Below are 25,442 nucleotides of genomic sequence, written 5' to 3' on the forward strand. Positions count from 1 at the left end.
GGAAGTGACGCCTGAGCCAGAACCGACGCCCGCACCGGAAGTGACGCCTGAACCAGAACCGACGCCGGAAGTAACACCTGCTGAAAACCCGGTGGATGATAGTACTGCTGATCAGGCTGCTGCTGAGAAAGCAAAAACCGAAGCCGATGCAAAAGCGAAAGCAGAGGCCGAAGCTGAAGAAAAAGCGAAAGAGGAGGCCGCGAAAGCTGAAGATGAAGCCAAAAAACCGGCGTTTAAGCCGGATGACTGGTTCTCTGTTTACGACAACCTGCCACTAATCCAGCGTACACGAGCCTTACTCGCCTCGCGGCAGTACATTTTCAGTGAAACGGTCAGCCAGTTGCATAACCGCACCGACAGTCTGCGCGCCTCGCCAGAAAGTAGCGGTTCATGGGCAACCATTGAGCAGAGGAAAGGACGTTTTCTGGGTCTGAATACTAACCAGCAGACGCTGAATGTGGGCTGGGATACCCGCAGCGACACGCAAACAGTCGGTTTCAGTGCCAGCTATACCCAGGGCGAAGTCAAAGATGGAGGGAGTGAAAAACATCGACTGGCCACGGTTGGCGCCTATTATTCATGGCAGTCTGATGCCGGATGGTTTGTTGATGCTGCCAGTCGCTATATGTATCTGAACCAGGAGTTAACGCTGGATCCTGCCCTGCATATCAACGGCATTAAAAAGGATAGTCAGATGCTGGCAGGAAGTCTGCGGACGGGATATCAGTTCGGTCTGGCTGACGATACGCTGTTTATTTCACCCTACGTGGGAGTCAGCGGTGGCATCATGTCAGGTTACACCCTGAAAGGAGAGGATGCAGAAGTGGCGTTGAGCTCAGCGACGCCTTACTTCACGACCACCGGCATTATGGCGCAGAAGCGCGGTCTGGGTGTGTGGCTGCCAAACGTGAACCTGAGCGCGAGCATTGAGTATCAATATTCGCCGGGTAAAAATGGCTCAACCACGACGCTTTCAGACCGTCAGTCGAATCGCCAATACAGCGCCTGGTCTGACAACCGCTATCGCAGCAGCGTGGGTCTGCAGGGTGTCATTACGCCTGACCTCTCACTCATCGCGAAAGTCGATACCAGTTTTGGTGGTGAGTTTAAAACGGATTACAGCGGTCAGGTCGGTTTCGCCTGGCACTTCTGATATCGTTCAACAACAGAGCATCACTGTTATAAAGCGTGATGCTCTGTTTATTAACGCACGGTATCATTCAGCAGTAATCTTCAGAAATATATTATCTGAAATCGTTATTAATGAGATACAGGAACGTTAACGCCTGAACATTAATTTAACGTCATTAATCCAGGCACTGTTTAACTGGATTAGCATACCAGTCGCCACACTTCAGCAGGCACTTCGCTATAGGTCTCATTCATTATCAACTCGGCTTTGCGATGATCATATGCGCCTTCAAATGATGAGAGATCGTCAGAAGGAAGTTTTTTTCGCATATAACTTGTCACTATATCGAGAATATCGGTTGATGGGCAGTTTCTTAATTTATTCAGATAATAGATCTTATTCATAATTTTTGCTGAATTTAACCTGTTAAAATGGGCTTATGCGCGGTCTTAACTTTATCTAAGCTGACTCGCTATGATATCGATGCTGTCAGAAGAAATAATTAAGATCCTGACAACAGATATACGTGTATCCTTACGCACTGGATGCGTTCAGATGCACAATGTCGCATCTGACGCTTCACTTACCCGGCTAAGCGGAAGGTTAATAAATCAGTATTGCCACCTTGAAATTTTCATAACTTAATGAATTTATTTTTATTTTTTCGTGTAGCTCTGCCGTAATCCCATATCAGATTGAAAAGATATGCATAGACCAGAAAAAAGATCACCAGTCCACACTCCAGTTTCAGCGCTTCGGGTAGCGTAATATTCAGCCACCATGCTGCAAATGGGATCAACACTAATAAAAGACCGGCTTCAAACAGAACGGCATGGAGGCATCTCATTCGCCAGTCTTTTTTAAATCCTGTTCTTAGCTGAACACTGTCAAATATCAGGTTGAACAGATAGTTCCAGCCCATAGCCAGCGTTGATGAGATTATAGTTAAAAGTGCCGATTGCGCAGGCGCTGCAGAAGCCCAGCTAATCAGGATAATAAAAACCAGCACATTAGCAGCAACTTCGAAAATAACCGCGTGCAGTACTCTCTCTGTAGTGGTACGTACCGGAGATAAATAGTGTTCCAAACCAGACTCTCATTAATCAGCCAGGCACCATTGCTGGTGCAGGAAATTTCAGGATAACCGTCTCGTCAACACAGTTTTAAAAAAGGTCTGCAAGTTGCCCTGTCTTAAACGGATGAGAATTTAGCATCGCACCCGCAGAAAGTGAAAACGTAACGCGACTCCGCCATTAAAAACCCAACCATGCTTGATATTTATCAAATATTATACAAAACGTGCTTTATCAGTTACCCGGCTTCGCGTATCAGCATCACCATTGCTCATTTTGCTCAGCTCTCCAGGGCCAGGGAGGCTAAGCTGATAGGTTTTTTCGTTGCAACGCAGTGTCGGTCTGCTGGATTCGAGGCGATGATAGCAACTCTGGATTGGAATGAAGCATTAAAACCAAAATCTGAATATATATAGATTTATATTTTAATATTTACATTAAATCTAGTTTTTAAGTCTGATTGATAGCGGTGTTTACCGTTCTGTAGCTCTTGCTGATTCAGGCGAACAGGGAAAAGATGATGCTGTTTAAAGTTAAAAGCGCGTTATCCACTGGGCCCTCCCGAGGGCATTCATCAGATCTCATCAGCGTAACCTCCACAACAAAAAATCCTTGCTCTCACGGGATATTGTGACCTGACGGTTTGCTCATATCGAGTTCTCGGCGGTATAAATCATAAAGTCCACTTTCCCGCTGACATACTCATCGGGTTTCTCTCCCTGCTCCAGATAAGTCAGCATCAGCTGCAGCGCAAGCTGGGCATGCTGCCGGGTGTTTTGATCCAGTGTCAGCGCAACGCTCTGCTGCGCCATCAGCGTGCGGGTGGTGGCGTAAAGCTCATGAGTAATCCAGATGCACTGATTCAGCCGACGATGTCGTGCCAGCGCCTGCCCGATCTCGGTATTCCCCAGGCCGGTGTTATAAATGCCCTGCAGATGACCGCTCTGAACCAGCTGCTTCTCCAGCAACTTACTGAGGGTGTCGCGATTTTCCTGGGCGGCCAGAACTTCACGTAACTGAAGATGGGGAAACCGACTGGTTATCAGGTCACGAAACCCTTCAATACGTTGACGATGCGCGCTGTAATCCCGGTGCCCACTGACCATCAATACCTCACCGGGCTGATGCAGCATTTTGCCCATCAGCTGAGCGGCTGTACGTCCTGCCTGCAACTGATTGATCCCCACATGACAGAGCCGGGCGGCACCAGGTAAATCGGTGACCAGCGAGATCACCGGTACGCCACGCGCCTGGCAATGGTCCAGCGCCTCATAGATCGCCGGATGTTCATGGGCAAAAACGATCAGCCCATCACGCGTCTCACCGCCCTGCCTGATAAGCTTTGCCAGTCGTTCTGGCTGAGCCTCGGGGACAAAAGTGCGGCGCAGCGTTAACCGGCGATAGCCCAGATGCGAGGCGACCTCAGTAAAATCCTGTGCCAGCTGCTTAAAGAAAAACGAATCGTTGCTGCTCAGCAGTAGTTCTATCTGCCATGGATGACGATGCTCCTCAGGCAGGATACGCTTCAGCCCGACCTCACGGGCTGCCTGCAGCACCCTGTGAACCGTCTCCGGCGCGACGCCGCCACGTTCATTGAGCACCCGATCCACGGTTGCCAGTCCCACACCTGCCCGTCGGGCGACCTCTTTCAGCGACATATCGATCTCCTGTGAGGTAAACACCTCAAAACACCGTGCCGCTAGTGTAAAACGCAGCGTTATCCTGCAGATGCAGCTTTCTGCCGGACTATGATGGAGTTCAAATAAATGAATAAAAAGCAACGTGTTGCCCTGCTGGGGTGTGGCTTTATTGGTGAAGTTCATGCCGCGAATCTTCAGGCGCATCCTGGGGTTGAACTGGTATGGGTTGCGGATGCGGATCCCGCGCGCGCCGCCGACTTTGCGACCCGCTTTGATGCCCGGGCCGCGTCTGTCACCGAGGCGATAAATGATGGGCAGATTGATATGGTGCTGATCGCCAGCGCGACACCGACCCATGCTGATTTGCTGGAAGCCGCAGCCCGCGCCGGTAAAGCAATCTACTGTGAAAAACCGGTCGATCTCTCTCTTGAGCGGGCCCGTTCAGCCGTGGCTAATGTTCTCCCCTACAACGTGCCGGTCACAGTAGGGTTTAATCGCCGTTTTGATGTCAGCCATCAGCAGCTGAAGCAACAACTCCGCCAGGGGCGGATCGGCCCGGCGGAACTGATTCAGATGGTCTGCCGCTCCTCAGCCATGCCGCCGCTGGCCTATCTTCAGGCGTCCGGCGGGCAAATGCGCGATCAGGCTATCCACTTTTTTGACCTGCTGCGCTGGCTGACTGAAGAGGAGGTGACAGAGGTGGCAGCGATGGGTGCAGCGCTGGCTCTGCCCTCGATCAGCGAATTTGACGACGTGGACACCAGCACGCTGCTATTACGGCTGCAGGGCGGGGCGCTGGCACAGCTCGATAATGCCCGCCGCACCGGCTATGGCTACGATGAACGCATCAGTGTGATGGGACCGCACGGGATGCTGGAATCAGCCTCTCAGCCACAGCGTGGCGTCAGCTGCTATCAGGGTGCGCAGATTCAGCAGCCAGGCTTGTTGCCCGACTGGTTCAGCCGGGTGCAGCCAACTTATTATGCTCATCTGGATGCGTTTATCCGCTCGCTGAACGGTGAGCAGATTGACGATCTGCCGGGCTTAGAGGATGGATTGAAAGCCCAGGCGATTGCGGAAGCTGCGGTGAACTCCCTGGCGGAACGGCGTTTCTGTGCGGTGGAAAAACTGCTGTTCTGATTCAGCGTGGCACCCTGGCAAAAAATAATTTTATTTTTATCGAATAGAAGCCGGCGCTGAGCTGTTTACCGTACAGCGCCGCGCTAGCGGACTGCATCCGGTGGGTTTTATCGCCTGCCTCACAGACCCGATAAGGATAAATTATGACAACGCGTTCTGGTTTTTCTCTGCTTGCCGTTCCGGCACTACTGCTGATGCTGCACTCTCCGCTGAGTATGGCGATGGGTGACAATGACAGTGATAAAAAGACGCCTGACTGCCCCAAAGGTCAGGTCTATGACAGTCACACTAAAAGTTGTGTGCCTGAGAAGACCAGCAAGCTGAGTGATGACGATAAAACCCGCTACGCCTGGCATCTGGCGAAAAAGGGCGAATATCAGGCGGCGCTCAACCTGCTTGATACGCTGAAAAATCAGGATACTCGCGAAGCCTGGAACTATCGTGGTTACGCCACCCGTAAACTGGGCCGCACGGACGAGGGTATTGGCTATTATCAGCGCGCCATTGCACTTGATCCCCGTTACGCTAAAGTGCGTGAATATCTGGGCGAAGCCTGGATGATCAAAGGGCGTCCGGATCTGGCGCGCGAACAGTTAAAAACCATTGCCGGGATTTGTGGCACAGAGTGCGAGGAGTACCGCGATCTGCAGGCCGCGATCAATGGCCACCCCGAGGTCTGATGCGGCAGGGAGGAGCGAAAAATCACTCACAGTGACATCCGTCAGCACCTTGCGGAACATCTGACGCGGCTCTGGCGTTACGGCTATGTGCTGTCACACAACCGTGACATGGCAGAAGAGCTGGTGCAGTCAACCTGTGTACGCGCGCTGGAACGCAGCGCGCAGTTCACGCCGGGCACACGCATTGATCGATGGCTTTTTTCGATCCTTCACTCCATCTGGGCCAGTGATTTACGGGCGCGAAAGGTGCGGCAGGGACAGGGATTCGTGGATCCCGATGCGCTGCTGGCCGCAGATAACCACACCACCAGCGACGAAAACCGCCATTTCCAGCGCATTATGCTACAGGTTAACGTCTTACCCGAGGCCCAGCGTAATGCCCTGTTTCTGGTGTATGTCGAAGGTCTGACCTATCAGGAGGCGGCAGAGACGCTCTCGGTTCCGATTGGCACGATTATGAGCCGTCTGGCCGCCGCACGTGCCACGCTGGCCAGACAGCCGGCGACCTCGCCCGCACCGCAGGAGAAACGGAGATGAACAGGGAAACTTTTACACCACCGTGGCGCGATGAGGCAATTGTTGCCTGGCTGGATGGTGAGATGACGCCACAGGAAGCCGTGCAGTTTGAGCAGGCGATGGCAGGGGATCCCGAACTGGCGGCACGGGTTGAGCATTTACAGCAAAGTAATCTCGATTTTGAACAGGCTTTTGCGCCGCTGCTGGAACAGGCACCGCAGGCCAGAATGGCACAGCAACTGGCAGCCATCACGGCATCAGAGCCGGTGCCGGTTAAAGGCTACAGTCGTCGGGCGCTGATTGCTGCGTCTGTCAGCTTTCTGTTAGTGGGCAGCGGCATTGGTTTCCTGGCAAGACCGGAAGATGATGAGAAAGATGAAAGTCAGAATATCCGCGATCTGGAGGCGCGTTATATGTCGCTCTACAGTGCTGAAACGCTGGCCGATACGCCTGATGACGCCGCCATATTGCAGAAGGGGCTGGACCGTACCCGACTCGATTTAGGATTGCAGCTGCATCCGCAGCAACTCAGCCTGCCAGGAGCTGAACTGAAAATGGTGCGGATCCTGCGCTACGAACGGACGTCGATTGCACAAATCGCCTGGCTGCATGCTGATTATGGTCCGATGGCGCTCTGTATCTCGCCTGCGCCGGATAACGCGAATCCCATCGCCCGTGAACAGCGCCATGGCATGCAGCTGGCCTGGTGGAAGCGTGACGGCTATCAGTATGTGCTGATTGGCCGCAACCCACCGGCTCAACTGGCTGCCACAGCGGAAACATTGCAGACAGCACTCAGTTAATCCGGCGGACCCTTCAGCGGTTACCGCTACAGCGGCTTTCTGCCCTGCGCGGCAATGGCCAGCGCAATGTTGACGCGATCATCAACCACCCCGACCAGCCGATCCATTCCGAAGGCTGAGCGGGAGATGGCGGTGGAGGCATGCAGCGCCAGCAAACCTGAAGCCGGATCAATTGTCTTTCCGCTGTCCAGCGAGGCCAGCATCACGACTGGCCGGCTGACATTTTTAACCGTCAGCACACCAAAAATACGGTAATTCCCGCCACCCAGTGAGGTCACGCGACTGCTGACAAAGTGAATATTTGGGTAATGCTCTGCATCAAAAAACAGATTACTTTTCAGTTGCCAGGTTAACAGGCTGTTCGAGGCCACCAGCGTCCCTACCGGAATAGTCACTTCAATACGATCGTCACGGTCTTCATCAGGATTGAGTGTCACTGTGCCGGTCACACCCTGCAGTCTGGCCTGTGAAAATTCGTGACCAAAGGCGCGCCATGAAAGGCCTATCGACGTTTTATCGGGGGTAATGGCATAGGTTACCGGCGCGGCGTAAAGCACCGGGCTGAGCAGGGCTAACAGAGTGCATAAACAGGCGGCACGCATCATCACTATTTTCTCTTTTTTAGGCAGACCCAACGTTAACGCCTGAAACCGCGATCTTATTCACTTTTTTTAGCACGGTTTTTACCTTACAGGCACAGATAATCTGACAGATATTAACTGACTGTCACCTGAGATTCACCAAAGGACAAAGATTATTGTAAGGGCAAAATATTAATAACAAACAATATTAAGAATACATTAAGAAGGCTTTATTAATCTGTGTTTTTCCTGAAATCGGCGTGGCGCTATTTTTTACCGATGTAAAGCTGTGATTCGCAGGCTGAATTTAGCCTATAAATATCAGCGTGTTAATTTTCATATTAAAAGTTTTCGTCTGATGGATGAGCTCGTTTCTGTGCTCATTACAGGAGAATCCTGCTGTTTTTAAACAAAATATCAATAAATCAAAAAGAGTAGTGGTCAGGGTGATTATTACTTCTTTAATAGTGAACTTTTCCGGAAATGATCAGCTTACTCCTGCCTGATTTTATTGTAATTAACACGCTTCATTTAATGTTCAGTTAACTTTCATGCGGTAGTTTGTATTAGCAGTCCGGTAACCTTAATTCCATAAATGGAAAATAGGGTGTCGATAGCACCCTGGCCGACTGTTAGTCATTCGTTATTTCAATTCTTTTCCGGCGTTGTGCCTGATTAACAACGCGCGACAGCTTATGGGTTTGACCTGCAGGAGTTTTAGCATGGATTTTTTGCCATTTTCCCGGCCTTCATTCGGTGATGAAGAGCTGGCTGCTGTTAAAGCGGTATTTGACTCTGGCTGGATAACGACCGGGGCAAAATGCGCCGAACTGGAGCAGGCCTTTGTTCAGCTGACCGGTAACCAGAACGCCATCGCAGTAAGCTCTGCCACTGCCGGAATGCATGTCACGCTGATGGCGATGGGGATCGGGCCTGGCGATGAGGTGATCACGCCGTCCATGACCTGGGTCTCTACCCTGAACCTGATCACGCTGCTGGGTGCCACGCCGGTGATGATTGATGTGGATCCCGACAACCTGATGGTGACGCCGGAACGGATAGCGCAGGCGATTACGTCCCGCACCCGCGCCATTATTCCGGTGCATTACGCTGGTGCACCTGCCGATCTCGCGCCAATCTATCAACTGGCTCAACAGCATGGCATCGCCATCATTGAAGATGCGGCTCACGCCGTGGGCACCACTTATCATCAAAAACCGATCGGGCAGCGCGGTACGGCGATTTTCTCTTTCCACGCCATCAAAAATATCACCTGCGCGGAAGGAGGGCTGGTGGTGACCGATGACGCCGCTCTCGCAGATCGTATACGCAGCCTGAAATTTCATGGCCTGGCGGTGGATGCGTTTGATCGTCAGACCCAGGGACGTCTGCCGCAGGCGGAAGTCATGATGCCGGGCTTTAAATACAATCTGCCCGATATCAGCGCGGCGATTGCGCTGGTGCAGTTACAGAAACTGCCTGGCTTTATTGCCCGCCGCCGTGAGATTGCTGAACGCTATCTTGAAGCGCTGCGCACGCTGCCGTTCACGCCGCTGTCACTGCCCGCCTGGCCACATCAGCATGCGTGGCACCTGTTTATTATCCGCATCGATGAACAGCGCTGTGGTCTTTCGCGTGATGCCTTTATGCAGGCACTGAAGACGCGGGATATTGGCAGCGGTCTGCATTTCCGTGCGGCGCATACCCATAAATATTATCGCGAGCACTATCCCGATTTACGTCTTCCCGCCAGTGAACTTAACAGCCAGCAGATGTGTTCGATTCCACTGTTTCCGTCAATGACGGATGAGGATGTCGAACGTGTGATTCAGGCTTTACATGACATTGCCGGAGCCTGAGATGCGCGATATCAAACCGATCAATATGCTCTCGGTGGTCATCCCTGTCTATAACGAGCAGGAGAGTCTGCCGGAGCTGCTTCAGCGCACCTGCGCCGCCTGTGACTCAATCAAGATTGAGTATGAAATTCTGCTGGTGGATGACGGCAGCAGCGATCGTTCTGCCGAACTGATTGAACAGGCCGCCACGGCTCCCGGCAGCCGGATAACCGGCGTGCTGCTCAACCGCAACTACGGTCAGCATTCCGCCATCATGGCCGGATTCAGCCAGGTTCGTGGCGATCTGATTATTACGCTGGATGCCGATCTGCAGAACCCGCCGGAAGAGATCCCGCGGCTGGTTGACGCCGCGCGTGAGGGTTATGACGTGGTGGGTACCGTCCGACAGCAGCGGCAGGACACCTGGTTCCGTCGTAAAGCCTCACGCACGCTCAACCGGCTGATTCAGCGGGTCACCGGCAAAGCGATGGGCGATTACGGCTGCATGCTGCGCGCCTATCGTCGCCACATCGTCGAGGCGATGCTCAACTGTCACGAGCGCAGCACTTTTATTCCGATTCTGGCCAACACCTTTGCCCGACACACCATTGAGCTGCCGGTCATCCACGCCGAGCGCGCCTTTGGCGATTCGAAATACAGCTTTATGCGCCTGATTAACCTGATGTACGACCTGGTGACCTGTCTGACCACCACGCCGCTGCGATTGCTCAGCGTGGTCGGCAGCCTGATTGCGCTCTCAGGCTTCGCCTTCTCTTTGGTGTTGATCGTGTTGCGACTCTTTTTTGGTGCGGCCTGGGCGGGTGACGGCGTCTTCGTGTTGTTCGCCGTGCTGTTCATGTTTATCGGCGCCCAGTTTGTGGGTATGGGACTGCTCGGGGAGTACATCGGCCGCATTTACAACGACGTTCGGGCGCGTCCGCGCTATTTCGTTCAACGCATTGTTCAGGCTCCAGAAGAGCCTTCAGTACAGGATAATCAATCATGAAGACCGTTGTTTTCGCCTATCACGACATGGGCTGTGTCGGCATCAATGCGCTGCTGAGTGCAGGCTATGAGATTACCGCCATTTTTACTCACAACGATGTGGCGACCGAAAACCACTTTTTCGGCTCAGTCGCCCGTCTGGCGGCAGAACATGGCATTCCGGTCTATGCACCCGACGAGGCGAATCACCCGATCTGGCTTGACCGTATCCGCACCATGGCGCCAGAGATGATCTTCTCCTTCTACTATCGCCATCTGCTGAGCGATGAGATCCTGCAATGCGCCCCAAAGGGTGCTTTTAACCTGCACGGCTCGCTGCTGCCAAAATATCGCGGCCGGGCACCGCTGAACTGGGCGCTGGTCAACGGCGAGAATGAAACGGGCGTTACGCTACATCGCATGGTGAAGCGCGCGGATGCCGGTAATATTCTGGCGCAGCAGAAGGTCGCTATTGAAGATCAGGACAACGCGCTGACGCTGCATCGTAAACTAACCCAGGCTGCAGAGCAGTTGCTCGGCGACGTTTTACCTCGCCTGCGCGAGGGTGAAGTGAGTGAGTGGCCACAGGATGAAAGTCAGGCGACACGGGTAGATCGTCGCACGGCTGAAGATGGCCGCATTGACTGGAATCAGCCTGCTCAGACGATTCACAATCTGGTCAGAGCGGTTACCGATCCCTGGCCTGGCGCATTCGCCTTTACCGGTTCGGTTAAATTTATTGTCTGGAAGAGCCGGGTTCATCCGCAGCAGCATCAGGCAAAGCCAGGGACGGTACTCTCTAAGCAGCCATTCCTGATCGCCTGTGGTGAGGGCGCGCTGGAAATCCAGACCGGCCAGTCCGAGCATGGCGTTTACATGAATGGCAGCCAGCTGGCGCAGAGTCTGGGCATCGTCCCTGGCGCACTGCTCTATTCAAAACCGCAGTCGGCGCTGCAACGTCGTACCCGCGTGCTGATCCTTGGCGTTAACGGCTTTATCGGTAACCATCTTACCGAGCGGTTGTTACAGGATGAGCATTTCGAGGTCTATGGCCTGGATATCAGTTCAGACGCGATCAGCCGCTTCCTGGATCATCCGCGCTTTCATTTCGTCGAAGGGGATATCGCTATCCATTCCGAATGGATTGAGTATCACATCAAAAAATGCGACGTCATTCTGCCGCTGGTGGCCATCGCCACGCCGATTGAGTACACCCGCAATCCACTGCGCGTGTTTGAACTCGATTTCGAAGAGAACCTGAAAATCATTCGCGACTGCGTGAAGTATCAGAAGCGCATCATTTTCCCATCCACTTCAGAAGTTTACGGCATGTGTACCGATGACAGCTTCGATGAGGATTGCTCTAATCTGGTCGTCGGGCCGATCAACAAACAGCGCTGGATCTACTCGGTATCCAAACAGCTGCTGGACCGCGTTATCTGGGCCTACGGCGAAAAAGAGGGGCTGCGTTTTACCCTGTTCCGTCCGTTCAACTGGATGGGACCACGTCTGGATAACCTTAATGCAGCACGCATCGGCAGTTCCCGCGCGATCACTCAGCTCATCCTTAACCTGGTAGAAGGTTCGCCCATTAAGCTGATCGACGGCGGCAAACAGAAGCGCTGCTTTACTGATATTCAGGATGGCGTTGAGGCGCTATTCCGCATTATCGAAAACAAACAGCTGAATTGTGATGGTCAGATCATCAATATCGGTAATCCGGACAACGAAGCCAGTATTAAAGAGCTGGCAGAGCAGCTGCTGGCCAGCTTTGAGCGTCATCCGCTGCGCAGCCAGTTCCCGCCGTTTGCCGGTTTCCGCGAGGTAGAAAGCAGCAGCTACTACGGCAAAGGCTATCAGGATGTGGAGCACCGTAAACCGGCTATCCGCAATGCGCGTCGCTTACTCGGCTGGACCCCGACCGTGACGATGGATGTCACTATCGACAACACGCTCGACTTCTTCCTGCGCACCGTTGAGCCACAGGCTGATAAGTGATGAAGAAGATCGGTCTGCGGATTGACGTAGATACCTGGCGCGGCACGAAGCAGGGCGTGCCGGCGCTGCTTGAGCTGTTCCGGCGCCATGCGGTGCGGGGCAGTTTTTTCTTCAGCGTGGGACCAGACAACATGGGCCGCCATCTCTGGCGGCTGGTGAAACCGGCGTTTCTTATGAAGATGCTGCGCTCCCGCGCCGCATCGCTCTATGGCTGGGACATCCTGCTCGCCGGAACGGCCTGGCCGGGAAAGCAGATGGGACGGGGATTGCGGCATATCATTCAGGACGCCACTCGTCAGCACGAAGTCGGTCTGCACGCCTGGGACCACTTTGCCTGGCAGACCTGGGCCGGCGTCTGGCCGCAGGATAAGCTGGTTGAGCAGATAGCCCGCGGCACCGAAACGCTGAGTGAGATACTCGGTCATCCTGTCAGCTGTTCGGCCGTCGCGGGCTGGCGAGCCGATGGCCGGGTGATCGCCGCCAAACAGGACTTTGGCTTTCACTACAACAGCGACTGTCGCGGCAGCGGCCCGTTCCGGCCCATGTTGCCGGATGGACAGATCGGTACTGTACAGATTCCGGTGACGTTGCCCACATGGGATGAAGTGGTTGGCCGCGAGGTCAGCGCAGAAGGCTATAACGACTACATTCTGGCGAAAATGCTCTCTTCTGACGATGGGGCGGTATACACCGTGCATGCCGAAGTCGAAGGGATTATCGGCTACCCGGACTTTGACCAGCTGCTGGCTGCTGCGGCCCGTCACGGCATTCAGTTCTGTCCGTTAAGCGAGCTGCTGCCCGACGATCTGAGTACCTTGCCGGTGGGCAGGGTAGTCAGAGGCGAAATCCCCGGACGCGAAGGGTGGCTGGGCTGCCAGAAACTGACTGAAGAGGCGAACTAGTGCGGATACATAACAACACGAAGTGGCTACTTTTTTTCAGCTTTTTTATTCTCTATTACCTGCTTCCGCCCATGTTCCGCGACCTCTGGCAACCGGATGAGACCCGTTATGCGGAGATCAGCCGGGAGATGCTGACAACCGGTAACTGGGTGACGCCACACTTTTTTGGCCTGCGCTATTTTGAAAAACCGATTGCCGGCTACTGGGTCAACTCGCTGGGTCAGTGGCTGTTTGGCCACAACAACTTTGGTGTGCGGGCGGGATCGATATTCTCCACGGCGATGACCGCCGTGCTGATCTACTGGCTCGGCAGGCGGCTGTTTGGTTCGGCACGCACGGCTGCCGTCGGCACGATTATTTTCCTTAGTTCGCTGCTGGTTTATGCTGTCGGCACCTATGCGGTGCTCGATCCGATGCTGATGCTCTGGCTGGCGGCCGCGATGTGCAGCTTCTGGCTGGCGACGGAGGCCAGCGGACGCGCCGGGCGGGCGGGCGGCTATCTGCTGCTTGGCCTCGCCTGCGGCATGGGGTTTATGACCAAAGGCTTTCTGGCGCTGGCAGTGCCGGTGCTGGCTATTCTGCCGTGGGCGATCTGGCGGCAGCGACTGCGCGAACTGCTCTGCTTCGGACCGCTGGCGCTGCTCTCAGCCGCGGCGATCAGCGCACCCTGGGCGCTGGCGATCTATCATCAGGCACCGGATTTCTGGCACTACTTCTTCTGGGTTGAGCATATCCAGCGCTTTGCCGAGGACAATGCCCAGCACAAAGCGCCTTTCTGGTATTACCTGCCGGTTCTGCTGCTGGGAACGCTGCCGTGGCTGGCGCTGTTACCGGGCGCATTGATGACCGGCTGGCGCGAGCGTCAGCAGCATCCCGGCGCGCTCTATCTGCTGAGCTGGACGGTGATGCCGCTGCTGTTTTTCAGCCTGGCAAAAGGCAAGCTGCCAACCTATATCCTGCCCTGTTTTGTGCCGCTGTCGCTGCTGATGGCGCACTATGGCCTGAACGCCGCGCAGCGGGCAGGGCGCGCATTAACAGTCAATGGCTGGCTCAACCTGATTTTCGGCATCATTACTCTGGCAACGGTCGTGCTGGTGCTCGCTCCCTGGAGCGTGACGCATCATCCGCTGTTCGCCACGCATGAGATGCTGAAACTTGCGCTGGGGGCACTGGCATTTCTCATCTGGGGGCTGGTGGGCGTATATAGCTGCCGCTCTGCACAGCGCCGCTGGCTGGCGGCCGCGCTTTGCCCGCTGGGCGTCGCCCTGTTTATTGGCACGGCAATACCGGATAAAATCCGCGATGCCAAACAGCCGCAGCGCTTTGTCTCGACGATTAGCCAGCGTCTGGCCTCAAGTCACTTTATCCTGGCGGACAATCCCGGCGTGGCATCTGCCGCAGCCTGGCATCTGCAACGCAGCGATATCGGCTTCTATGACACCAAAGGCGAGCTGGAATATGGGCTGAGCTACCCGGATGCGCAATCCCGCTTTGTCTCTCAGGCGGACTTCGGCGGCTGGCTTGCCGATCATCGCCGTACGGGAAGCGTATCACTGCTGTTGCTGGTTGATTCAGTACACAGTGATATCGGCGAGGATGTTCCGGTGCCGGACGCCGTCTATCGCCAGGGCAGGCTGGTCTGCCTCTATTACAGTCAGATGAAGTGATGCTGCTGCTGATTATACTGGTCAGTCTGCTCAGCTGCAGTGCGCAACTGTGCCAGAAACAGGCGACCCATGCGGCATCGCGCCAGGTCCGTTTAAGCTGGATTGGGGTGAACGTGCTGTTGCTGGGTGTCGCGATGCTTCTCTGGCTGCTGGTGCTGCAGCGGGTGCCTGTCAGCCAGGCCTATCCGATGCTGAGCCTTAACTTCATTTTCGTTGCGCTGGCAGGACGCATCCTCTGGCGCGAGCGCCTGACGCTGCGCCAGATCTTCGGCACGCTACTGGTGGTGACGGGTGTGGCGCTGATGGCGAGCCAGCTATGAAAGGGTATGGATGGGTCGCATGCAGCGTGCTGCTGGTCTCAGCGGCACAGCTGATGATGCGCTGGGCGATGCCGCGTCTGCCCGATGTCAGCAGCATAACGTCGCTGCCTGCTGTTGCCCTGTTGCCCGCCTTGCTGCTATTGGCCGGGCTGGCCGCTTATGGTGTCTCCATGCTCTGCTGGATTCGGGCGCTGCGCTATTTTCCGCTGAACCGGGTCTATCCGCTGCTCAGCCTCAGTTATGTGCTGGTGTGGCTGGTGGCTGTCTGTCTGCCAGTATTCCATGAGGCGTTCAGCTGGCACAGCCTGGCGGGCGTAGTGATTATTGTCATCGGCCTGCTGTGTATCGTGGTTAAGCCCTGATTTAAGAATGACGTTGGCGTTTGCGCATCAACTACGCTTTTTACTGGCCTTTTCGGGCAGCGAGTAACTCTCGCGGCATTAAGGTATTAGCGGTAAACGGCGGGTCAGCAAAGCGGTTTTATCTTTGCAGCCAGCTCGCCAATATCGCTGACGATCAGATCGGGTGCAGGTGCCAGCGGGTAGAGTGCCTGCCCTTTGCGGGTAACAAATGCAGTTTTCATGCCTGCACGTTTTGCTCCACCCACATCCCAGCCATGCGCAGCCACCATCATGCACTCTGAGACGGGCTTGCCGAGCTCTTTCATCGCCCACTGATAGACTCTCAGATCGGGCTTATAAACCTGCAGCTGTTCCACGCTGAGAATGCGAGTGAACAGTGGCGCCAGCCCTGCTGAACTGAGCTGCTTTTCAGCCAGTGATGCAGAAGAGTTTGTCAGGGCCACCAGGGTAAAACCCTGCTGCTGTAAGGCAGTCAATCCCGCAGCAACATCCGGATGGGCGGGCATGGCCGCGATAATCTCAGCTATCGGTGTCGCGTTTTTCGGCAAGGTGACGCCGTAACGGGCGGCGGTCATTTCCAGTACTGCTTCAGCGATATCACCAAAGCTATTCCAGCTGCCGGTTACCGACTCGACCAGGGAATGATGCAACAGCGAGGTAAACCAGGCCTCGGCGCGTTCCGGTCTGTCGCCGAGCCGCTGCGCGACAGAGCGGTTCAGTTCAGTGGTGTCCAGCAGGGTTTCGTTGACATCGAAAAACAGGGTGCCGCTATAGGGCGCGGGGTTGTGAGGGTTGGTCATTGGAGCTCCGGTTGGTTTGATGGGTGACAAGGGTAAGGCGTTAAACACGCTGTCTGAAGGTAGAACAGAGAGGAAGATTGCTCAAGATTGGGAGGATACTGGATTGTGACAGGGGAAAAGTTCAGGCTGCTATATTGGCTGGACTTATGTTTTTGAGAAGGGTGATTTCGCCAGATACGGTATTGTGCAGGCAGCATGATACTGCCTTATATCAGGTTAAGTGGTTTTATCCGATCATGAAAACTTATTGAACCTGTTTTCCGGGTCAGCCTGTTTCATTACCCGCCGATATCATCCTCAATTACCTCTAAAACACCGGCTCCGCCAAACCCTTTAAGTACCTTAGCATCATCATGTTTTTCACCACGCTGATCAAAATCCAGCGCAAAACCAAAAAACGTTGCACATCTCTGGGAAAATTCTGCAAATCCTTTCTGCTGCTACCTATTCAGATTAGGGGCTTTTCATCCTGAACGGTCATTAACAGTACCTTCCCTGATATCAGTAAAAAAAATATCCGAAAAAATTAAAAATAATCCGAACGGCTTCCGGCTACCTGCAGGCATTGCAGATCTGTTCACCATCAATACAGACGGTTTTTCGCCTGTGGTAACATGCAGCGGTTATTTTTCAGAGCCGGGACTGATGAAGAAGAAAAAAAACCGCACACCAACTCCTCACGATGCCACGTTCCGGCAGTTTCTGACTCACCCGGATGTCGCCCGTGATTTCATGGAACTGCACTTGCCCGCAGAGCTACGTGCTATCTGTGACCTCAGTACGTTAAAGCTGGAATCCGGCTCGTTCGTCGAGGATGACCTGAGGCAATACTTTAGCGACGTGCTCTACAGTCTGAAAACCACAGCCGGTGAGGGTTATGTCCACGTGCTCATTGAGCACCAGTCTTCACCCGATAAACACATGGCTTTTCGCCTGATACGTTATGCGGTGGCTGCCATGCAGCGCCACCTTGAGGCGGGCCATAAGAAGTTGCCACTGGTGATACCCGTGCTGTTCTATACGGGTAAACGCAGCCCGTATCCTTACTCCACCCGGTGGCTGAATGAGTTTGATGATCCGGCGCTGGCAGGCAAACTCTACAGCAGCGCTTTCCCGCTGGTTGATGTTACCGTCATTCCTGATGATGAAATCGCCGGCCATCGCAGCATGGCCGCCCTGACCCTGCTGCAGAAACATATTCATCAGCGGGACATGGCTGAACTGACTGACCGGCTGGCGCCCATTCTGCTGGCCGGCTATCTGTCTTCATCACAGGTGATATCGCTGGTACACTATATTGTACAGGCAGGCGAAACAGCCGACGCCGAAGGTTTTGTACGCGAACTGGCACAGCGTGTGCCGCAACACGGAGACGCACTTATGACCATCGCACAACAGCTCGAACAGAATGGCATCCAGAAGGGTATCCAGCTAGGCAGGCAGGAAGGCCGGAATGAAGGCAAGCTGGAAGGCAAGCTGGAAGTTGCCCGTACTATGCTGCAGAACGGTCTTGACCGTAATACTGTCATGAAAATGACCGGACTGACTGAAGACGACCTAGCGCAGATCCGCCACTGACTTAGAATGGCGTCGTACGCCCGGCGAAGCCGGTTACGGCCTGATATATGTCACTACCCAACCACTTCCTGCTAAGCGATACGACCTCAAAGCGACGCGACGTCGTCTGCGCTTCACACTCAGACCGTTAAGGTGATAAATGCGGTATACACGCTTGTGGTTGACGTGAAGGCCCTCACGACGCAATAAGTGCCAGATCCGCCGATAACCAAAGCGACGGCGTTCAGGTACCAGTTCTGTGATGCGCAAAGACAGCTGTGCGTCAGCAGCCGGACGCTGAGCCGAATAACAGCACGTTGAAAGGGACAGAGCTGCCAGCCTGCAGGCACGGCGTTGCGACAGTCCCGCTGCATCACACATAACCTCCACGGCTTCCCGCTTCTATCTGAACCTCGCGTTCAGCAAGGCCTGCAGGCAGCTGATAGTTGCCTGGCTTGCCACGGCGGCGGTCAGCCATACCCAGCGGACCGTCTGTACGATAGCGCTGAAGCAAGCGACGACAGTGCCTGTCTGAAATACCGAGACGCTCAGCAGCGAGATGGGTTGTCAACTGCCGGTCGACGACGTCCTGAATAACTCTAAGCCGGTTAACTTCGTTCATTGTGAAAAACTCCGCACCAGAAGCCGTCATATCAGGATCCTCAACAGGTAGCCCGAAGCGGCCAGGTTAGCTTTGCCTGCATAAGCTATATGCGCACAATGATAGTTATGTTAAATCAAATACCTAATGAGCTGTATTGGCCCAAGCGCTGCATAACTCACCTCACCTCACTGAGCCCTCCCTACCGCATCCTTTCACTGGCAAGATGATAAACATTGCTGCGCTCGCGTTTACCCACAGCAACAACGGCAATCACCAGCTGGTCGTCTATTACCTGATAAACCAGGCGAAACCCGGACGCTCTGAGTTTGATTTTATAGCAGTCTTTAATCCCACGTAGTCTGGCAGAAGGAATATGGGGATTGTCACAACATTTCTTCAGTTTTTTGGCAAACTGCTGCTGGAGAGATTTGTCCAGCTTCTGCCATTCTTTAAATGCCTCTTCCCTGAATTTGACGGTATAACTCACAAAAGCGCATCCAAATCGACATCAAGCAGACGCTGGCCGCTGCGTTCACTGACCAGCTTAACCAGTTCCTGATCGTCAAGGGCATCAAGCATCTGTTCATAAAGCTCAGCCGGGACGCAATAGAATGCAGGCTGGTTGCGGTTAAGAATGGCGACAGGATAACCGTCACCTGCATTAACCGTGGCCATCGGATTTTTCTTCAGTTCGCTTACGCTGGCACTGGTATCGCTTAAAATAATGTTTGGCATAGAACCTCCAGGACTGCTTAACAGGTCTTAATGGTATCAGGATAAAGGATTGAGAACCAGTCATCGCATGCTTTGAGAACCCGGCATGGCAACGCTTACTTTATCCAGAACGGCAGACGCGAGTTCTGTTAACGAAGAACGGGTGAGTCTGATTTGCGTGACGCATCGGCACTCTCATCTCTCCCGAAAAGGTCATGCCACACGAAGTAATATCCCAAGCCACAGACAGGCTGTTTTTGTTCTCCCTCTCACCACAGCCTGAATGTGGCCTATGCCCTGTGGCTCACCATTCAGGGTTTCAGGATAACTTTTGTCCAGCCATTATCACGATCATCGAAATGCTTATAGCCTTCGGGAGCATCTGCCAGTGCAAGACGATGCGAAATAATCTGTGCCGGATTAGCTCTGTCGTGATGGATAAGCCTTGCGAGCTGGCGGTTATAGGCTTTTACGTTACATTGCCCGGTCTTTATTGACTGACCTTTGAACCAGAAATTGCCAAAATCGAAAGGCACTTTGCCTTCTTTTGCCAGATCGGTCGCTGCTCCGGGATCCTGGGGAACAAAAACGCCTACCGCACCAATGCTGCCCGTGGCTTTGGTTGACGCGACAAGGCTATTTAACGTGGCGGAGTTATCCTCGTGGCCATGTTTATTGCAGCACTGATAACCCACACATTCGCAACCGCAATCCGTGCCGCGGCCATGAGTTAATTCGAGAATTTTATTTACCGCATCATCACCCACACCATTGATCGCCACAGCGCCAATTTGTTCGGCTAATGCCAGCCGATCAGGATGGGTATCGACAACAAACACCTCTGATGCGCCTTTGATAATGGCCGAGTGCGCAGCCATTAAGCCGACCGGGCCAGCGCCGTAGATGGCAACACTCTCTCCAGGGCGCAAGCCTGCCAGTTCAGTGGCATGCCAGCCGGTAGGAAAGATGTCGGAAAGTAAAACGTAGTCTTCCTCCTTTTCTACCGCATCGGGAGGCAGTACCAGACAATTGAAGTCAGCATAGGGAACGCGAAGTAACTCCGCCTGTCCACCGTCCCATTCGCCCATTTCAGCAAAGCCATAGGCGGCACCGGCCGTACCCGGGTTAGCCGTCAGACAGTAACCGGTCAAACCTTTCTCGCAATTTTCACAAAATCCGCAGCCGACATTGAAAGGCAGGCAGACATAATCACCGACTTTAACTCTCTCAACAGCACTGCCGACCTCAATAACCTCTCCAAGGTTCTCATGGCCGAAGATGCGACCCTGTTCAAAGCTGGTTCGCCCTTCGTACATATGCAGGTCGGACCCGCAGATATTGGTAGTGGTCATACGGACAAGCACATCGGTCTGGCGAACTATTTTGGGATCCGGAACGTCTTTGACTGAAACGTCAAAAGGTCCGTTATAGACAACTGCTTTCATAGCGTTCTCCTCACATGCATGATCAGTTTTGAGGGCGGCGACTGCGCGATTCGTGGCTGTCGCAATCCTCTTCGTGATGCTGCTTTTTCAACCAAAAGACGTGATTGAATGTGTAAGTGTAGAACAGCTTATGGAACAGCCTGACAAAATAAATATCATGTAACTATATGAAATATAAGCTCCGCTTCGCTAACGCTCCGTTTGTCTCCCCGGCCGTTCGGCTTATCCGCACCCTGATACAGGTCACCAGGCTTATTGCCTGAGAGGGATTAGCGAGGCCGCTGGCGTTTGCCTATTTCTTATCCTGCGACCAGGTTGCACTGCGGATATCGACCTTCACCGGTAACAGACCAATCTGGGTAAACTTATCGGCCAGTGCCTGCTGCTGCGTGAAGACTTCAGGTGTCATCCGCTCTGCCCCGAACGGCATCCTTGTCAGCGCCCGTTGCCAGATCGGCTGCGGCAGACCGGTTGAGGTGGACATGATTTTTGCCGCCTCTTCCTGATGCTGATTAGCCCAGGCACTTAGCGACCCAAGCTCATCCACCACCTGGCTGGCGATTTGCGGCCAGGTTTCCGCAAACTTACGGCTGGCAAGATAGAAGGTGTAGTGTGGCACCAGGCCTTCGGCATTTTTAATCAGCCGCGCGTGGGCGTTGGTTTCAACTTCTGCGTAGTAAGGATCCCAGATTACCCAGGCATCCACTGCACCGCGCTGGAAAGCGGCACGCGCATCAGCAGGTGGCAGATAGACCGGTGTAATGTCTTTATAGCTCAGCCCCGCCTGCTCCAGCGCAGTGACCAGCAGATAGTTAACGTCAGAGCCCTTATTCAGCGCCACGCGTTTGCCTTTGAGATCCGCCACGCTTTTAATGGGGGAGTCGGCGGGCACCACAATCGCCTCGGTTTTGGGGTTAGCGGGAGAATGTGCCAGATAAACCAGGTCGGCCTGTGCGGCCTGAGCAAAAGTCGGTGGCGCGTCGCCGGTTGCGGCCAGATCGATACTGCCGATGTTCAAGCCTTCCAGCATCTGCGGCCCGGCCGGGAACTCAATCCAGTGAACCGCAATCCCCTGCTTCTTAAATTCCTGATCCAGCGTGCCGCGATATTTCAGCAGAGCGAAGATATTGGCTTTCTGAAAACCAATATTAACTGTTTCGGGCTTCTCTGCTGCAGCCTGGGTGTTGAACGCTAATCCCGCCTGGGCGGCAATAATCAATGCGCTGAGTAAAACTCTTTTCATCTCTCATTCCTGAGTCTGGTTGTTGTCAGCGCAACATAACAAACGCGGGTTGAAGCACTTAGCGATCAAATGTTCGATGCTTAGCGAAAAAAACGCTATGGATGCCAGACCGACTCACGTACCCGAATGGCGCGACTCAATAACCCCAGGGCATAGAAGCGGTCAGCGATGGTCTGCTGTTCCCGGATGATGGCTAAGTTCATGCGCTGGGTCTGATGGCTGCGCCGCGTTAAGGCATGCATCAGTGAAGGCGCTGATATCCCGAGTTCGGTGGAGAGCAACGCAGCGGCTTCTGCGCGGTGTGCATCGATGTAGCGGCCAGTCTGCTCCAGCGCGGTGAGCAGAACCTGCAGCAGATCGCCCGACTGCGCCGCGAACCCGCGTTCGGCAAGGTAAAACTGATGATTATTGACCCGGCCGGTGCCATCAGCGATCACCCTGAACTGTCCGCTGTTCTCTGCATCGCTGAGCAGCGGATCCCACATCATCCAGGCATCCACTGCGTTGAGATCGCTGGGCGTCAGTGGATATTTTGGCGGTGCATAGACGATGCGCACATCATCCAGCCCTAAACCCGCTTCATCCAGAATCTGCAGCAGCAGATAGTGAACGTTGGAACCACGATTTACGGCGATGCGTTTTCCTCTGAGATCGCCAATCTGCTGAACCGGGCTGCTGTTCGGTACCAGCAGTGCCACGCTCTGCGGCGCGGCGGGTTCCCAGGCCACATAAACCATCGGGCTGTTGCTGGCCTGCGCAAACAAGGGAGGAACTTCACCGGTCGTGCCGAAATCGATCTCCTGTTGGCTCAGCGCATGCAGAAGTTGCGGACCCGCAGGAAACTCACTCCACAGCACGCTGACGCCTTTATCGGCCAGCTGCTGTTCCAGTGACTGGCGCGCTTTCAGGATGCCGAGGTTGCCAAATTTCTGATAACCGATGCGCAGTTCCCGCTCCCGTTCTGGCTGCTGATTCAGAGAAGTGTCGCGCTGACGCAGTGAAGTGCGGCGCGGTTTAATCACTCCCAGATGGCCCAGTTGGGTGCGCAGCGTATGACGACTGATGCCAAGCAGCGCGGCGGCCTGCAGTTGATTGCCCTGAGTGAGTTCCAGCGCATTCTTTATCAGCGCCTCAATCACCCGGGGATAGAGCGGTGTTTCGCTCTTCTGCATCTGCTGTCGTAAAAACTGATCCAGCGCCTCCTCTCCCGGTGGCAGCTCGCTACCCGTCAGATTATTCAGCCGGAGCTGCTGCGGCGTGACCAGCGAGGTTTTGCTGAGCAGGACGGCATTATGCAGGGTGTTCTCCAGCTCGCGGATGTTGCCCGGCCAACTGTAGTCCATCAGCGTGGCGACAGCATCTTCACTGAGACGTAACTGAGGTCGGCCCAGACGGCGCGCATAGAGCTGCAGGAAGTGAGTGGCCAGCACCGGGATATCTTCGCAGCGCTGGCGCAGCGGCGGCAGCGTGACGCTGGCCACATTGAGCCGGTAGTAGAGGTCTTCCCGGAAGCGCCGTTCACGGATCGCCACCGCCAGGTCACGGTTGGTGGCCGCAATGACCCGCACATTGACCTTTACAGCCCTGGAGGAACCCACACGGGTAATCTCACGCTCCTGCAGCACGCGCAGCAGCTTCACCTGCAGTGACGCACTCAGTTCACCGACTTCATCCAGCAGCAGCGTCCCGCCCTCTGCCGCCTCAAACCAGCCGCGATGGCGATCCTGTGCGCCGGTAAATGCCCCTTTCTCATGACCAAAGAGTTCAGACTCCGCCAGACTCTCAGTGAGGGCACCACAGTTGACCGCCAGAAACGGCTGTCTGCTGCGGGCGCTGTGATGATGCAGATAGCGCGCCATCACCTCTTTGCCGGTGCCGGTTTCACCAATGATCAGCACCGTCGCGTCGGTAGGTGCAAGCTGATCCAGCACGCTTTTAAAGGCGCGCGATGCGGGGTCAATCAACTCAGGGCTGGCAATCTGCATCTTATTCACCGGGTTAACAGGAAAGCCATGACCATACCGCGTGGATAACGCGGAAACGAGAGGTTAACCGGGCCGGATTGTTGCCAATGCAGCAGACTGTAACTTTACCTGTCGCAAATGCAGCAATATTCAGCAAGAGAAAATATAAATATGTTATTGAATTGATGAGATAAATTTTTATAAACAGACTGGCATGTATCCTGCTAACACCTATATAACTAAAGAATTTATGTCTATGTATTAAATTTAAATATCGTTATAAAGGAATCAGCTAATGAGCCATGCGACACAGGAAAACCTCAACCTCTTCTGGTTTCTGCCCACCCATGGCGATGGGCGCTATCTTGGCACCACCGAAGGCGGCAGAGCAGTCGATTTACCCTATTTACAGCAGGTTGCGCTGGCGGCAGATAATCTGGGCTACTACGGTGTATTAATCCCGACCGGTAAGAGCTGCGAGGATTCCTGGCTTGTCGCCTCTGCACTGGCTCCGATCACCAAAAAGCTGCGCTATTTAGTGGCCGTGCGTCCTGGCCTGCAACCGCCAAGCCTGGCGGCGCGTATGGCGGCCACGCTGGATCGGCTTTCTGGCGGACGTTTATTGATTAACGTGGTCACGGGGGGCGATCCGGTTGAGAACAAAGGTGACGGCATCTTTCTGAGTCATGAAGAGCGCTATCAGGTGACCAGAGAGTTTCTTGAGGTTTACTCCCGCCTGCTGAAAGGCGAGAAGGTCGATTTTTCGGGTGATCACATCCGCGTGGAAGGCGCTGAGATCCTCTTTCCGCCGGTGCAGGAAAATGGCCCACCGCTCTATTTTGGTGGTTCGTCTGATGCCGCTATCGACGTTGCGGCGAATCAGATCGACACTTATCTGACGTGGGGCGAGCCGGTTGAACAGGTAGCGGAAAAACTGGCGGTGGTTCGTCAGCGGGCGCAGGAGAATGGCCGTAGCCTCTCCTACGGCATCCGGCTGCATGTCATTGTCCGTGAAACCGAAGAGGAAGCCTGGACGGCGGCCGATCGGCTGATTTCTCATCTGGATGAAGAGACCATTGCCGCCGCGCAGAAGATCTTTGCCCGCATGGACTCAGCCGGACAGGCGCGGATGAGCGCGCTGCATCAGGGCTCGCGAGACAGCCTGTGCATTGGCCCCAATCTCTGGGCAGGCGTCGGCCTGGTGCGCGGCGGCGCGGGTACTGCGCTGGTGGGGAGTCCGCAACAGGTAGCCGATCGCATCCGGGAGTATCAGGCGCTGGGGATCGAGAACTTTATTTTCTCCGGCTATCCGCACCTTGAAGAGGCGCACCGCTTCGCTGAACTGGTGATGCCGCTGTTACCGCTGGCTGCTAACGCCGAAAAGAAACAGCGCAGCGTGAACACCGGTCCTTTTGGTGAAACCATTGGCGGTGACCGTCGTCCTGATAAACAGGCCAGCGCCAGTTAACAGAAGAGAAG

The 25,442-nt window shown here is 54.4% G+C and carries 24 protein-coding genes and 2 pseudogenes; 14 read left to right on the forward strand and 12 right to left on the reverse strand.

Features of this window, described 5'->3' with window-relative positions; translation table 11 throughout:
- On the forward strand, positions 1 to 1,153 hold a 1,153-nt coding region (locus tag EPG66_RS22030), incomplete at its 5' end, for an autotransporter outer membrane beta-barrel domain-containing protein (protein ID WP_182688107.1).
- 179 nt (positions 1,154 to 1,332) lie between these two features.
- On the opposite strand, the gene EPG66_RS23185 is transcribed toward EPG66_RS22030, so the two are convergent.
- The 3 genes from EPG66_RS23185 to EPG66_RS22045 form a co-directional block, all read right to left on the reverse strand.
- Complete coding sequence (locus EPG66_RS23185; protein WP_031593862.1) at positions 1,333 to 1,536, reverse strand: Hha/YmoA family nucleoid-associated regulatory protein; 204 nt, start codon at positions 1,534 to 1,536, stop codon at positions 1,333 to 1,335.
- A gap of 230 nt (positions 1,537 to 1,766) precedes the next feature.
- Entirely contained in the window at positions 1,767 to 2,219 is a 453-nt protein-coding gene (locus tag EPG66_RS22040) for a PACE efflux transporter (protein WP_069027191.1), read from the reverse strand.
- 633 nt (positions 2,220 to 2,852) lie between these two features.
- Positions 2,853 to 3,863, reverse strand: coding sequence for a LacI family DNA-binding transcriptional regulator (locus tag EPG66_RS22045; protein WP_031593860.1), 1,011 nt, complete (start codon positions 3,861 to 3,863; stop codon positions 2,853 to 2,855).
- Positions 3,864 to 3,971: 108 nt separating this feature from the next.
- Here EPG66_RS22045 and EPG66_RS22050 point away from each other — a divergent pair, with 108 nt between their 5' ends.
- The 4 genes from EPG66_RS22050 (at position 3,972) to EPG66_RS22065 (ending at position 6,984) form a co-directional block, all read left to right on the forward strand.
- Positions 3,972 to 4,985, forward strand: a complete 1,014-nt coding sequence (locus EPG66_RS22050; protein ID WP_115758295.1) for a Gfo/Idh/MocA family oxidoreductase — start codon at positions 3,972 to 3,974, stop codon at positions 4,983 to 4,985.
- 143 nt (positions 4,986 to 5,128) lie between these two features.
- Entirely contained in the window at positions 5,129 to 5,665 is a 537-nt protein-coding gene (locus EPG66_RS22055) for a tetratricopeptide repeat protein (protein WP_069027193.1), read from the forward strand.
- Between the two features lie 87 nt (positions 5,666 to 5,752).
- Positions 5,753 to 6,202 carry a sigma-70 family RNA polymerase sigma factor gene (locus EPG66_RS22060; protein WP_235765255.1) on the forward strand — a complete coding sequence of 150 codons (450 nt, stop codon included), beginning with the start codon at positions 5,753 to 5,755 and terminating at the stop codon, positions 6,200 to 6,202.
- A complete protein-coding gene (locus tag EPG66_RS22065) occupies positions 6,199 to 6,984 on the forward strand; it encodes an anti-sigma factor family protein (RefSeq protein WP_182688109.1) in 786 nt (261 codons plus the stop codon). Before EPG66_RS22060 ends, EPG66_RS22065 begins: the two co-directional genes overlap by 4 nt.
- Before the next feature lie 26 nt (positions 6,985 to 7,010).
- Here EPG66_RS22065 and EPG66_RS22070 read toward each other — a convergent pair whose 3' ends face one another.
- Positions 7,011 to 7,589, reverse strand: coding sequence for a YceI family protein (locus EPG66_RS22070; RefSeq protein WP_182688131.1), 579 nt, complete (start codon positions 7,587 to 7,589; stop codon positions 7,011 to 7,013).
- A gap of 698 nt (positions 7,590 to 8,287) precedes the next feature.
- Between EPG66_RS22070 and arnB the strand changes: the two genes are divergently transcribed.
- From arnB to arnF, 7 genes are read left to right on the forward strand one after another with little or no spacing between them, the layout of a single operon-like run.
- On the forward strand, positions 8,288 to 9,424 hold the full coding sequence (gene arnB / locus EPG66_RS22075) for a UDP-4-amino-4-deoxy-L-arabinose aminotransferase (protein ID WP_083070629.1): 1,137 nt from the start codon (positions 8,288 to 8,290) through the stop codon (positions 9,422 to 9,424).
- A gap of 1 nt (position 9,425) precedes the next feature.
- Complete coding sequence (arnC, locus tag EPG66_RS22080) at positions 9,426 to 10,409, forward strand: undecaprenyl-phosphate 4-deoxy-4-formamido-L-arabinose transferase (protein WP_064703463.1); 984 nt, start codon at positions 9,426 to 9,428, stop codon at positions 10,407 to 10,409.
- A complete protein-coding gene (gene arnA / locus EPG66_RS22085) occupies positions 10,406 to 12,385 on the forward strand; it encodes a bifunctional UDP-4-amino-4-deoxy-L-arabinose formyltransferase/UDP-glucuronic acid oxidase ArnA (RefSeq protein WP_182688111.1) in 1,980 nt (659 codons plus the stop codon). The genes arnC and arnA overlap by 4 nt, the downstream gene beginning before the upstream one ends.
- The gene (gene arnD, locus EPG66_RS22090; RefSeq protein ID WP_069027199.1) at positions 12,385 to 13,287 is read left to right on the forward strand and encodes a 4-deoxy-4-formamido-L-arabinose-phosphoundecaprenol deformylase; all 903 of its coding nucleotides are present in this window, start codon (positions 12,385 to 12,387) and stop codon (positions 13,285 to 13,287) included. The genes arnA and arnD overlap by 1 nt, the downstream gene beginning before the upstream one ends.
- Positions 13,287 to 14,954: a lipid IV(A) 4-amino-4-deoxy-L-arabinosyltransferase gene (arnT, locus tag EPG66_RS22095; RefSeq protein WP_182688113.1), complete on the forward strand. Its 1,668-nt coding sequence runs from the start codon at positions 13,287 to 13,289 to the stop codon at positions 14,952 to 14,954. The genes arnD and arnT overlap by 1 nt, the downstream gene beginning before the upstream one ends.
- Positions 14,954 to 15,274 (forward strand): 4-amino-4-deoxy-L-arabinose-phosphoundecaprenol flippase subunit ArnE, encoded by a 321-nt coding sequence (gene arnE, locus EPG66_RS22100; protein WP_115758303.1) that lies wholly within the window; start codon positions 14,954 to 14,956, stop codon positions 15,272 to 15,274. Before arnT ends, arnE begins: the two co-directional genes overlap by 1 nt.
- Entirely contained in the window at positions 15,271 to 15,636 is a 366-nt protein-coding gene (arnF, locus tag EPG66_RS22105) for a 4-amino-4-deoxy-L-arabinose-phosphoundecaprenol flippase subunit ArnF (RefSeq protein WP_182688115.1), read from the forward strand. The genes arnE and arnF overlap by 4 nt, the downstream gene beginning before the upstream one ends.
- 104 nt (positions 15,637 to 15,740) lie before the next feature.
- Here arnF and EPG66_RS22110 read toward each other — a convergent pair whose 3' ends face one another.
- A complete protein-coding gene (locus EPG66_RS22110; RefSeq protein ID WP_115758304.1) occupies positions 15,741 to 16,436 on the reverse strand; it encodes a haloacid dehalogenase type II in 696 nt (231 codons plus the stop codon).
- A 645-nt stretch (positions 16,437 to 17,081) separates the two neighbouring features.
- Here EPG66_RS22110 and EPG66_RS22115 point away from each other — a divergent pair.
- On the forward strand, positions 17,082 to 18,014 hold the full coding sequence (locus EPG66_RS22115; RefSeq protein ID WP_083070649.1) for an Rpn family recombination-promoting nuclease/putative transposase: 933 nt from the start codon (positions 17,082 to 17,084) through the stop codon (positions 18,012 to 18,014).
- A gap of 72 nt (positions 18,015 to 18,086) precedes the next feature.
- On the opposite strand, the pseudogene EPG66_RS22120 reads toward EPG66_RS22115, so the two are convergent.
- From EPG66_RS22120 to EPG66_RS22150, 7 genes and pseudogenes are all read right to left on the reverse strand, one after another.
- A pseudogene (locus tag EPG66_RS22120) lies at positions 18,087 to 18,395 on the reverse strand (IS3 family transposase); the annotation flags it as partial.
- A gap of 1 nt (position 18,396) precedes the next feature.
- Positions 18,397 to 18,645: pseudogene (locus tag EPG66_RS22125) on the reverse strand (helix-turn-helix domain-containing protein); the annotation flags it as partial.
- Positions 18,646 to 18,796: 151 nt separating this feature from the next.
- Positions 18,797 to 19,084, reverse strand: a complete 288-nt coding sequence (locus EPG66_RS22130) for a type II toxin-antitoxin system RelE family toxin (RefSeq protein ID WP_083070623.1) — start codon at positions 19,082 to 19,084, stop codon at positions 18,797 to 18,799.
- Positions 19,081 to 19,332 (reverse strand): type II toxin-antitoxin system Phd/YefM family antitoxin, encoded by a 252-nt coding sequence (locus EPG66_RS22135; RefSeq protein WP_039387444.1) that lies wholly within the window; start codon positions 19,330 to 19,332, stop codon positions 19,081 to 19,083. The genes EPG66_RS22130 and EPG66_RS22135 overlap by 4 nt, the downstream gene beginning before the upstream one ends.
- Positions 19,333 to 19,622: 290 nt before the next feature.
- Positions 19,623 to 20,756 (reverse strand): glutathione-independent formaldehyde dehydrogenase, encoded by a 1,134-nt coding sequence (locus EPG66_RS22140; RefSeq protein WP_182688117.1) that lies wholly within the window; start codon positions 20,754 to 20,756, stop codon positions 19,623 to 19,625.
- 292 nt (positions 20,757 to 21,048) lie between these two features.
- Positions 21,049 to 21,999 carry a sulfonate ABC transporter substrate-binding protein gene (locus EPG66_RS22145; protein WP_182688119.1) on the reverse strand — a complete coding sequence of 317 codons (951 nt, stop codon included), beginning with the start codon at positions 21,997 to 21,999 and terminating at the stop codon, positions 21,049 to 21,051.
- A gap of 95 nt (positions 22,000 to 22,094) precedes the next feature.
- On the reverse strand, positions 22,095 to 23,984 hold the full coding sequence (locus tag EPG66_RS22150; RefSeq protein ID WP_182688121.1) for a sigma-54-dependent Fis family transcriptional regulator: 1,890 nt from the start codon (positions 23,982 to 23,984) through the stop codon (positions 22,095 to 22,097).
- A 274-nt stretch (positions 23,985 to 24,258) separates the two neighbouring features.
- On the opposite strand from EPG66_RS22150, the gene ssuD reads away from it, so the two are divergent.
- Positions 24,259 to 25,431 (forward strand): FMNH2-dependent alkanesulfonate monooxygenase, encoded by a 1,173-nt coding sequence (gene ssuD, locus EPG66_RS22155; protein ID WP_182688123.1) that lies wholly within the window; start codon positions 24,259 to 24,261, stop codon positions 25,429 to 25,431.
- The last annotated feature ends 11 nt before the right edge of the window (positions 25,432 to 25,442 follow it).

Source organism: Pantoea pleuroti, from assembly GCF_014156615.1.
GTDB lineage: Bacteria > Pseudomonadota > Gammaproteobacteria > Enterobacterales > Enterobacteriaceae > Pantoea > Pantoea agglomerans.

Coding starts and splice junctions, on each gene's coding strand:
- EPG66_RS22110 (WP_115758304.1), bottom strand. CDS start 16,436: ATGACCAACCCTCACAACCCCGCGCCCTATAGCGGCACCCTGTTTTTC.
- arnA (WP_182688111.1), top strand. CDS start 10,406: ATGAAGACCGTTGTTTTCGCCTATCACGACATGGGCTGTGTCGGCATC.
- arnC (WP_064703463.1), top strand. CDS start 9,426: ATGCGCGATATCAAACCGATCAATATGCTCTCGGTGGTCATCCCTGTC.
- EPG66_RS22140 (WP_182688117.1), bottom strand. CDS start 20,756: ATGAAAGCAGTTGTCTATAACGGACCTTTTGACGTTTCAGTCAAAGAC.
- EPG66_RS22045 (WP_031593860.1), bottom strand. CDS start 3,863: ATGTCGCTGAAAGAGGTCGCCCGACGGGCAGGTGTGGGACTGGCAACC.
- EPG66_RS22145 (WP_182688119.1), bottom strand. CDS start 21,999: ATGAAAAGAGTTTTACTCAGCGCATTGATTATTGCCGCCCAGGCGGGA.
- EPG66_RS23185 (WP_031593862.1), bottom strand. CDS start 1,536: ATGAATAAGATCTATTATCTGAATAAATTAAGAAACTGCCCATCAACC.
- EPG66_RS22050 (WP_115758295.1), top strand. CDS start 3,972: ATGAATAAAAAGCAACGTGTTGCCCTGCTGGGGTGTGGCTTTATTGGT.
- EPG66_RS22135 (WP_039387444.1), bottom strand. CDS start 19,332: ATGCCAAACATTATTTTAAGCGATACCAGTGCCAGCGTAAGCGAACTG.
- EPG66_RS22150 (WP_182688121.1), bottom strand. CDS start 23,984: ATGCAGATTGCCAGCCCTGAGTTGATTGACCCCGCATCGCGCGCCTTT.
- arnE (WP_115758303.1), top strand. CDS start 14,954: ATGCTGCTGCTGATTATACTGGTCAGTCTGCTCAGCTGCAGTGCGCAA.
- EPG66_RS22055 (WP_069027193.1), top strand. CDS start 5,129: ATGACAACGCGTTCTGGTTTTTCTCTGCTTGCCGTTCCGGCACTACTG.
- ssuD (WP_182688123.1), top strand. CDS start 24,259: ATGAGCCATGCGACACAGGAAAACCTCAACCTCTTCTGGTTTCTGCCC.
- EPG66_RS22115 (WP_083070649.1), top strand. CDS start 17,082: ATGAAGAAGAAAAAAAACCGCACACCAACTCCTCACGATGCCACGTTC.
- arnF (WP_182688115.1), top strand. CDS start 15,271: ATGAAAGGGTATGGATGGGTCGCATGCAGCGTGCTGCTGGTCTCAGCG.
- EPG66_RS22065 (WP_182688109.1), top strand. CDS start 6,199: ATGAACAGGGAAACTTTTACACCACCGTGGCGCGATGAGGCAATTGTT.
- arnB (WP_083070629.1), top strand. CDS start 8,288: ATGGATTTTTTGCCATTTTCCCGGCCTTCATTCGGTGATGAAGAGCTG.
- EPG66_RS22070 (WP_182688131.1), bottom strand. CDS start 7,589: ATGATGCGTGCCGCCTGTTTATGCACTCTGTTAGCCCTGCTCAGCCCG.
- arnD (WP_069027199.1), top strand. CDS start 12,385: ATGAAGAAGATCGGTCTGCGGATTGACGTAGATACCTGGCGCGGCACG.